The 8,194-nt window shown below is 61.8% G+C and carries 8 protein-coding genes; 5 read left to right on the forward strand and 3 right to left on the reverse strand.

Annotated features, from left to right (window positions below; all coding sequences use genetic code 11):
- The 5 genes from lnt to ACYVDE_RS09615 all read left to right on the forward strand — a co-directional run.
- Window positions 1-1,610, forward strand: a 1,610-nt coding sequence (gene lnt / locus ACYVDE_RS09595) for an apolipoprotein N-acyltransferase (protein ID WP_460501275.1), incomplete at its 5' end; no start/stop codon positions are given.
- Between the two features lie 133 nt (window positions 1,611-1,743).
- Window positions 1,744-2,547: an inositol monophosphatase family protein gene (locus ACYVDE_RS09600; protein WP_460501276.1), complete on the forward strand. Its 804-nt coding sequence runs from the start codon at window positions 1,744-1,746 to the stop codon at window positions 2,545-2,547.
- Window positions 2,548-2,586: 39 nt separating this feature from the next.
- On the forward strand, window positions 2,587-2,799 hold the full coding sequence (locus tag ACYVDE_RS09605) for a hypothetical protein (RefSeq protein WP_460501277.1): 213 nt from the start codon (window positions 2,587-2,589) through the stop codon (window positions 2,797-2,799).
- A gap of 134 nt (window positions 2,800-2,933) precedes the next feature.
- Entirely contained in the window at window positions 2,934-3,275 is a 342-nt protein-coding gene (locus tag ACYVDE_RS09610; RefSeq protein WP_460501278.1) for a hypothetical protein, read from the forward strand.
- A gap of 333 nt (window positions 3,276-3,608) precedes the next feature.
- Window positions 3,609-4,739 carry an O-antigen ligase family protein gene (locus tag ACYVDE_RS09615; RefSeq protein WP_460501279.1) on the forward strand — a complete coding sequence of 377 codons (1,131 nt, stop codon included), beginning with the start codon at window positions 3,609-3,611 and terminating at the stop codon, window positions 4,737-4,739.
- Window positions 4,740-4,788: 49 nt separating this feature from the next.
- Here the strand turns inward: ACYVDE_RS09615 and ACYVDE_RS09620 are convergent, their stop codons facing one another.
- The 3 genes from ACYVDE_RS09620 to ACYVDE_RS09630 form a co-directional block, all read right to left on the reverse strand.
- Window positions 4,789-5,811 carry an SPASM domain-containing protein gene (locus ACYVDE_RS09620; protein WP_460501280.1) on the reverse strand — a complete coding sequence of 341 codons (1,023 nt, stop codon included), beginning with the start codon at window positions 5,809-5,811 and terminating at the stop codon, window positions 4,789-4,791.
- A 115-nt stretch (window positions 5,812-5,926) separates the two neighbouring features.
- Window positions 5,927-7,717, reverse strand: a complete 1,791-nt coding sequence (locus ACYVDE_RS09625; protein ID WP_460501281.1) for a TlpA family protein disulfide reductase — start codon at window positions 7,715-7,717, stop codon at window positions 5,927-5,929.
- A gap of 225 nt (window positions 7,718-7,942) precedes the next feature.
- Window positions 7,943-8,194 (reverse strand): S16 family serine protease (locus tag ACYVDE_RS09630; protein WP_460501282.1); only part of this gene is annotated, 252 nt, incomplete at its 5' end.

The raw sequence follows: 8,194 nt of genomic DNA on the forward strand, positions 1-8,194 counted from the left end.
CCGTGCTGGGCGGCCTGCTACTGTGTGCCGGCTGGATGCCCTGGCCCACCGCCCTCACGGTGCCGCTGCTGTTCGTGGCCTGGGTGCCCTACCTGCTGATGGAGCGCCGCCTCACAGCGCGGGGCGCGCGCAAGGGCCAGGTATTTGCGCACACCTACCTCATGCTGCTGCTTTGGAACGCCCTCACTACCTGGTGGGTGAGCTACGCCAGCCTGCCCGCCGGCATCGCCGCCGTGGTGCTGAATGCGCTGCTGATGTGCCTGCCGCTGATGGCCTTCCGCCAGACCCACAAGCGGCTGGGCTACCGCTGGGGCTATGCCCTGCTGCCGGTGTACTGGATTGCTTTCGAGCAGCTACACCTGCACTGGGACATCACCTGGCCTTGGCTGACGCTGGGCAACGGCTTCGCGGCCGCACCCGGCTGGGTGCAGTGGTACGAGTACACGGGCTTCTTGGGCGGCTCGGTGTGGGTATGGGCCGTGAACCTGCTGGTATTCCGGGCGTGGTACGGCCGGCGCGGCGTTGCTGCCGGGGCGCTCGAAAGCCCGGCTCGCTGGCGCTGGGCCATGCCGGTGCTGGCCGTGGTGTTGCCGTTGGTTGTATCGGGCATTATCGGCCACAACTACCAGGAAAAAGGCCCAACGGCCGAGGTGGTAGTGGTGCAGCCCAACTTCGACCCCTACGTGGAGAAGTTTGAAGGCGGCCCCAAGTTCATCCCTTACAACGAGCAGCTGACGCGCTTTCTGGCACTGTCGGAGCAGAAGCTCACGCCTCAGACGCGCCTCATCATCTGGCCCGAAACGGCGCTGGAGGAAGCGGTGTGGGAAAACACGATTGAAAGCAACCCGAAAATCCGCCGCATCCGCGAGTGGATGACGCGCCATCCCGGCGTGGCCCTGCTCACGGGCATCACCACGTTGGGCTCGTACCCGAACAAGGAGGCCGCCAGCGAAACCGCCCGCTACCGCGACGACCTCGGCTACTACGACTTCTTCAACACCGGCGCATACTTCGCCGATGCCAGCGCCCGCGTGGCGCTCTACCACAAGTCGCGGCTGGTGCCGGGCGTGGAAAAGATTCCGCCAGCGCTGGTGTCCATCATCTCGCACATCGACTTGGGCGGCACCGTGGGCAGTGTGGGCAGCCAGGCCGAGCGCACCGTGTACCCGGCCCCGGCCAATGCTCCGGCCCTGCGCGTGGCCCCGGTTATCTGCTACGAATCTATCTACGGCGACTTTGTGGCCGAATACGCTCGCAACGGGGCCACGCTGCTGGGCCTGCCCACCAACGACGCGTGGTGGCACGACTCGCCCGGCTATCGCCAGCTGCTGAGCTATGGCCAGCTGCGCTGCATCGAAACGCGCCGCGACCTGGCCCGCTCGGCCAACACCGGCTTCACCGGCTTCATCAACCAGAAAGGCGAAATCACCCAGCGCGAGCCGGCCTGGATTCCGACGGCCAGCCGCGCCACCGTGCACCTGAACGACGAAGTGACCTTCTACGCCCGCCACGGCGAGCTCATCGGCCGCGGCGCGCAGCTGTTGGCGGTGCTGGGTCTGTTGACGGCCATCGTGCTGGGCTTCACGCGGAAACGCGCCATTGTGGGGTAGAGACGCAACATTTTGCGTCTCGTCGTTGAACGACTCGCATTGAACGAGCAGGACTGCGTCGTTCTCACAAACAACCAAACAACATCAGCAACGACGAGACGCAAAATATTGCGTCTCTACACCGTTCAATAATATGACTCCCGACTTCACCCAACTCTCCCACGACCTAGCGGCCCTGTGCCGCCGCACGGCGCAGTTCATCAGCCAGGAAGCGGCCACCTTCGACCGCGATAAAGTGGAGCACAAGGGCCTGCACGACCTCGTGAGCTACGTGGACCAGGAAACCGAGCGCCGCCTCGTGGCCGGCCTGCGCGAACTGCTGCCCGAAGCCGGCTTCATCACCGAGGAAGGCACGGCCGGGCCCGACGCCCACGCCGAGGAGTTTGTGTGGATAATCGACCCGCTCGACGGCACCACCAACTTCGTGCACGGGCTGCCGGTGTACTGCATCAGCGTAGCGCTGGTGCAGCACCGCGAGCTGGTGGTGGGCGTGGTGCATGAGGTAGGCCGCGATGAAAGCTTCCGGGCCGTGCGCGGCGGCGGCGCGTTCTGCAACGACCAGCCCATTCGCGTCACCGACGTAGCCGAGCTCAACAGCTCGCTCATTGCCACCGGCTTCCCCTACCACGACTTCGGCCGGCTCGATGACTTTCTGAAAATTCTCGGCGCGTTTTTCCAGCGCAGCCACGGCGTGCGCCGCCTGGGCTCGGCCGCGGCCGACCTGGCCTACGTGGCCGCCGGCCGTTGCGAAGGCTTCTTCGAGTTCAACCTGAACTCCTACGATGTGGCGGCCGGCATTCTGTTGGTGCGTGAGGCCGGCGGCCACGTTACGCAGTTTCTGACGGATGGCGACCCGCTGTTTGGGCGCGAGATTGTGGCCAGCAACCGCCTCATCCACGTCGAGATGCAGGCCGCTATCGGCGAGTTCTGGCGCTAGCCGCGCAAACTATTCTTTTCGCTCCGCAGTTATTCCGCTATGCTTCTGCTGACCATCACTTCCCTCGAAATTCAATATTTTTTGATTGCCGCCCTTTTTGTGGCGGCGGCGTTCTACGTGGGCCGCATTTTCTATCGGGCGTTTTTCAGCAAAACGGCGGCCGGCTGCGCCAAGGGCTGCGGCGGGGCCTGCGGGCAAATCGACGTGGAGGCCCTGCAACGCACCATCGAGCGCCGTGCCACGGCCAAATAAAGCAATTTTGCTATTTAGTTGGGATTAACATAACCCGCCCCCGTCCTGGCTCCGTATAGCCGGAACGGGGGCGGCTGGCTTTGCAGCCCGGGCGCCCCGCCGTTTATCTACTCCCTTCAAAACACCCCACCGCCATGCAGGATAAAGAAGAAGAACGCTCGCTCGTGAGCGTCGAGAACCGACTCAATAAAGAAGGCTTCACCCAGGATTTCAACGTGGTGGACGGCCGGCTGCAAACCATCGGCAGCGACTCGAACAAAAGCTACGCGCCCGACGAAGTAACCATCGTGGACTTTTACCGCTTCGAAGGCGAAAGCAACCCCGACGACATGTCCATCCTCTACGCCATCGAAGCTACTGACGGGGTAAAAGGCACCATTTCGACTGCTTTCGGCACCTACGCCGACGGCGACACCGACGACTTCCTGAAAAAGGTGGAAGACCTCGGCAAGAACCTGACGAAGAAGGTGAAATAGCCGCCCGCTTGTTTGTTGCACAGCCGATTGGCTGGTTGGTACTACCCCTTGCAAAAGCCACCGCAATACCCCGGCTACCCGGTTATTGCGGTGGCTTTTGTAAGTAAATAGCCGCGCGTATTAACAGAGTGGCTGGTACATTTGGTGCGGGTAGTGGCCCAACCCCCATCCGGCTTATTCGCTTTGGGGCCAGCAATTCTCTTTCGGCTTTTAGTGGTGCAGTATTATGTTTCGGGGCGCCTTTCGCAGCATCTGCTCTGGCTGGCGTCGCTGGCAGGAGTGATGGGGCTATTGGCAGCGCGGTCGCTGGTTGCGCTGGCGCCGGTAACTGGTGTGCTGGCTGTGCTGGCCAATCCTACCCTACGGCGCGACCTGCCCGGCTACTACCGCAACGGCGCTGCGATGCGAGCCGCAGCCCTGGTAGCATTTCTGCTCGTGAGTGGCCTGTACACCAGCGAAAGCACCGTGTGGCGGCACGAGCTATTTCGCAGCCTGCCGTGGCTGGCCGTGCCGATGGCGTTTACGCTAGCCGTTCCGCTCACGCGCTGGCAACGGCTAACGGTAGGCGCCCTATTCGTTTTGGGTACCAGCGCGGTAGGCATTGCCACCATGGCTTACTACCTCGTCGATGCAGCCCGCTTCAATCAGGCCATCAACGCTGGCCAGAACCTTGAAGCAGTTACCCGCCTGTTTCATATTCCATTCGGTATTATGCTGGCACTGGCCTTTTTCTGGGGGCTACTGCTGCGGCGCAATCCGCTGGCCGGGCCGGTACTCCGCACGGCTTTGCTGGCAGCGGCCGCAGGCGCGCTGCTGGTCTTACACGTGCTGGCTTACCGCACGGGGCTGTTGGTGCTGTACGTGGGGCTGCTAGCCTATGTAGGCTGGCTGCTGAGCTCGCGGCACGTACTACTAGGGGTGGCCCTGCTGGCCGGGCTGCTACTGGTGCCCTTACTGGCCTACCACTCGCTCGACTCGGTGAGGCAGCGGGTGGCCGGCTCCATCTGGGATGTACAGAAGTACACGCTGGGCCAGGACATGAACAATTATTCGCTGGCCCGGCGGCTGGCGGCCATCGAAACCGCCGGCAATGTTATCAGCCAGCACTGGCTGCTGGGGGTTGGCCCGGCCGATACGCACGTGGCCATGCAGGAGCAATACGCGTGGCACGACTTCGGCCTGCGGCCGGCCAACCGGGTCGAAGTACATAACCAGTATCTGGAAGCGTTGATGGGTGGTGGCGTGCTCGGGCTCGGGCTGCTGCTGGCGCTGCTATTCTGGCCGTTGCTACGGCCGGGCCCGCGCCGCAACCCGGCCATTGTCTGCTTCCTCATTGCCCAAGCCACCGCCATGCTGGTTGTCGATTCGCTGAGCCTGCAAATTGGCCTCAACCTGCTGGTATTTGGCTATGGCTTTCTCGTAGTGGCGCAGGAGAGAAAAGAATTTTTGAATGTTGAGGGCTGAATGTTGAGTTGTCGTTCTACTCATTCAGCCCTCGACATTCAACACTTCCTCACCCCCACACCTTGGTACCTTCCGAGCAGTTGCGGCACATCTCAATCTGGTCGCGGCCTTTGAGCAGGCTGCTGCGGAAGCGCTGATACTTGGGGCCACGCCAGAGCTGGCCGAAGGTTTCAGTTTTGAGGTCGCCCTGCCGGTATTCGGCGTCCTTATCGAAGCAGCAGGGCACCACCAGGCCGTCCCAGGTAATGACGCAGGAGTGCCACATCTTCCAGCAGTGGTTCACGAGCTTGTTTTTCAGGCTCCAGGTGTTGTCGCCGTTGTTCTGGTAGCGCGAGTAGTAGTCAATAGTCGGGATGAGGGGCGAGCCGTGGGCGTGGTCGTAAATCTGGGCGGTTTTGAACCACACGTCGTCCACGCCCAGCGCGTCGGCCAGCTGGCGGGCATCGTCAATCTGGTGCTCGTTGGGCCGCACCACCAAAAACTGGAAGATGATGCGCGGCGTACTCGATTGCAGCTCCTTGCGCCATTTTACCACGTTGCGGGTGCCCTCGAGCACCTTCTCCAGCTTGCCACCCACGCGGTACTGCTGGTACACGTCCTGCGTGGTGCCATCGAGCGAGATGATGAGGCGGTCGAGGCCGCTTTCCACCGTTTTGCGCGCGTTCTGGTCGTTGAGGTAGTGGGCGTTGGTGCTGGTAGCGGTGTAAATACCTTTATCCGACGCGTACTTCACCAGCTCCAGAAACTGCGGATGCAGGTAAGGCTCGCCCTGAAAGTAAAAAATCAGGTACCACAGCCGGCTGGCCACCTCGTCAATCGTGCGCTTAAACAAGTCGCCCTGTAGCATGCCCGTTGGCCGCGTAAACGAGCGCAGGCCGCTGGGGCACTCCGGGCAGCGCAGGTTGCAGCTGGTGGTTGGCTCGAAGCTCAGGGCCATGGGCAGGCCCCGCAGCCGGGCCTTGCCCGTGATTTTACTCAGAATATAGGAGCCCACTACCTCCAGGGTATTCCACACCCGCAGGGGCGTGGCTTTGGCAAGCAGGTTGCGGGTATCGGCGAAAGGCAGGGGCATGCAGGAGGGCTAAAAAGCAGTAGCGCGAACTTTGTAGTTCGCGTCCGGACGCCACTTGTGCTGGGCGGGGACGCGAACTACAAAGTTCGCGCTACTTCAGTTGCGGGCGGGCCGCTTATTTCTTGGTGGCCGGCGCGAATTCGATGGCGCTGGTGTAGGTACTGGCCTTGCCGAACGACTGGTTGATTTCGTCAATTGCCGCGCGGCTGCTCAGGCGCTTGGGCTTGGTATTGAGGAAGGTACCATCCTCGCCTACCAGGAAATACGAGGGCACTTCCTGCAGCGCATAGGCGTGGGCCGTGGCCGAGCGCAGGCCGCCGCCGGGCACGCGCACCTGCACGCCGGGCAGCTTCTTAATGTTCACGAGCGACTTCCAGGCCTGCTCGTTCTCATCGAGCGCCACGTTCACAAACACGATGTTCTTGCCCTCAAACTTGCGCATCAGTTCCTGAGCGTAAGCCAAGTCGCGCAGGCACAGGCCGTTGGTCGATTTCCAGAAGTTTAGATACACCAGCTTGCCGGCGAAGTCGTGCAGGTGCACCGTGTCGCCGGTGGCGGTGGCCAGCTTGAAATCGGGGGCTGGCGCGCCAATGGCGAAGTCCTTGTGCCGGTCGAAATCGGTAAGCAGCGTGGGGTAATAAATATTGCGCGCATCGTAGTTGCGGAAATCGGTCAGCATGGCGGCCGACTGCTTCACGTGCCCGAAACGGAACGACTCCTGCAGGATGCGACCCAGAATGACGGCGCGGGTGGGCCCGTTGAGCTTCTTCACGGTCAGGGCGTAGCAGGCGGGGTAGAAGTCGGGGTCGGCACGCTGGTGCTTGTCCTGGGCCACGGCGAAGTGCACGTAATTGAGCAGGAATTCGTGGTACAGCTCGCTCTGGGCGGCGTTGGGGTCGTTCAGCAGGCCGGGCTCGCGCAGGAAGTTGTAGTAGTCGGGCGCCATTTTCAGGCGGCCCTCGGTGTTCACCACCTGCTCGCGCAGGTCCTGAAAGGTCAGCTTGTCGTTGGCATACGAGTACACCACTTCCGCTTTGGCATAGTTGTAAAAATCCTGGGTGAACGACTGCTTGGCGGCGTGGTCTTCCAAGAACTCCAATTCGTGCTTGCGGCGGTACTCCAGGAAGGAGATGAACGGCGCTTCGTAGAGCTGAATGTTGTCGGGCAGCACCTGGAAGCCGTCGTTCTCCACAAACTGCGCGTCGAACTCCGAGAGGTAGTTGTTAGCGTTGGCGGCCTGCTGGCGGTGGCGCTGCTGCTCTGTCAGGTTCGAGCCATTGCGCAGCTTGGTGCCGAGGCCGGTGGGCACGTCGTTGGCTTTGAACTTGAGCGTGGTCGACATATCGTTGCCCTTAAAGCGCACGTCCAGGTCGGTGCCCGCGTCCAGAAACAGCGGCGCTACGTCGTCGCCGTATACCAAATCAGCCTTCGTGGGCCCGAACAGCGGAATCACCAGCTTGAACTCGCCCTTTTCGTTCACCGGCACGCGAATGAGCTTGTCCTTGGGGTCGAGCGGGTTCTCGCGCAGCGACACCGCCACCGAGTCGTTGGTCGAGCCGCTGATTTTACCAATCAGGATGGCTTTGCCAGTGGGCTCGGGGGCCGGGGCCGGCTTGGCCATGGGCTTCGGCAGGGCCACCACGGCTTTGGCCGGAGCCGCCGCCGGAGCAACCGCCTTCGCCGGAGCCGCGGCTGGAGAAGCAGGCACCGGAGCAGCAGCCTCGCCAACTACAGCAGGGGCAGCAGCCGGCTTAGCGGCCGAAGCCGGCGCGGCAGCTGTGTGCTGCGTGCTCGGCTTGGCATGATGCTTCGTGTGATGCTTGCTCTGGCCGTAGCTCAGCGCAGGCGCAGCTACTAAGGCTGCCACCAGTACTCGTTGAACGTAGGTAGTAAATCGTGCGGTCATGACGCGGTATACGAGCAGTTGGCCGAGCCAACAATATTAGAGCGGGGAAAAGTGCCAGGCTCCGAATAAAATTCGCGGTAAAAGCCTATCAACACTCCGAAGATACGGCTTTTTGATTTATAAAATCCAAATCGGCGTATTACTTTTTTTATCAACTGCAGCCAACTGTTGAACCGGCCTTAGCGTCGTGTTCATGTCTGCGGGCATCAGGCCAGGTGAAAGCTGCTAGCCAAATAAGCCTGCCAGCACCTCTTCGAGCCGTCCCACGGGGTAGGTTTTCATGCCCGAGCGGTTCAAATCCAGGTTTTTGCCGTTGAACTGCGACACGTACATCTCGCGGAAGCCCAGCTTCTCGGCTTCGGCCAGGCGCTGGTCGAGGCGCGTCACGGCCCGGATTTCGCCGCTCAGGCCCACTTCGGCGGCCAGGCACACGTGGCCGGCAATAGGCACGTCGTTCAGCGACGACACCACGGCGGC

The organism is Hymenobacter agri (assembly GCF_054778495.1).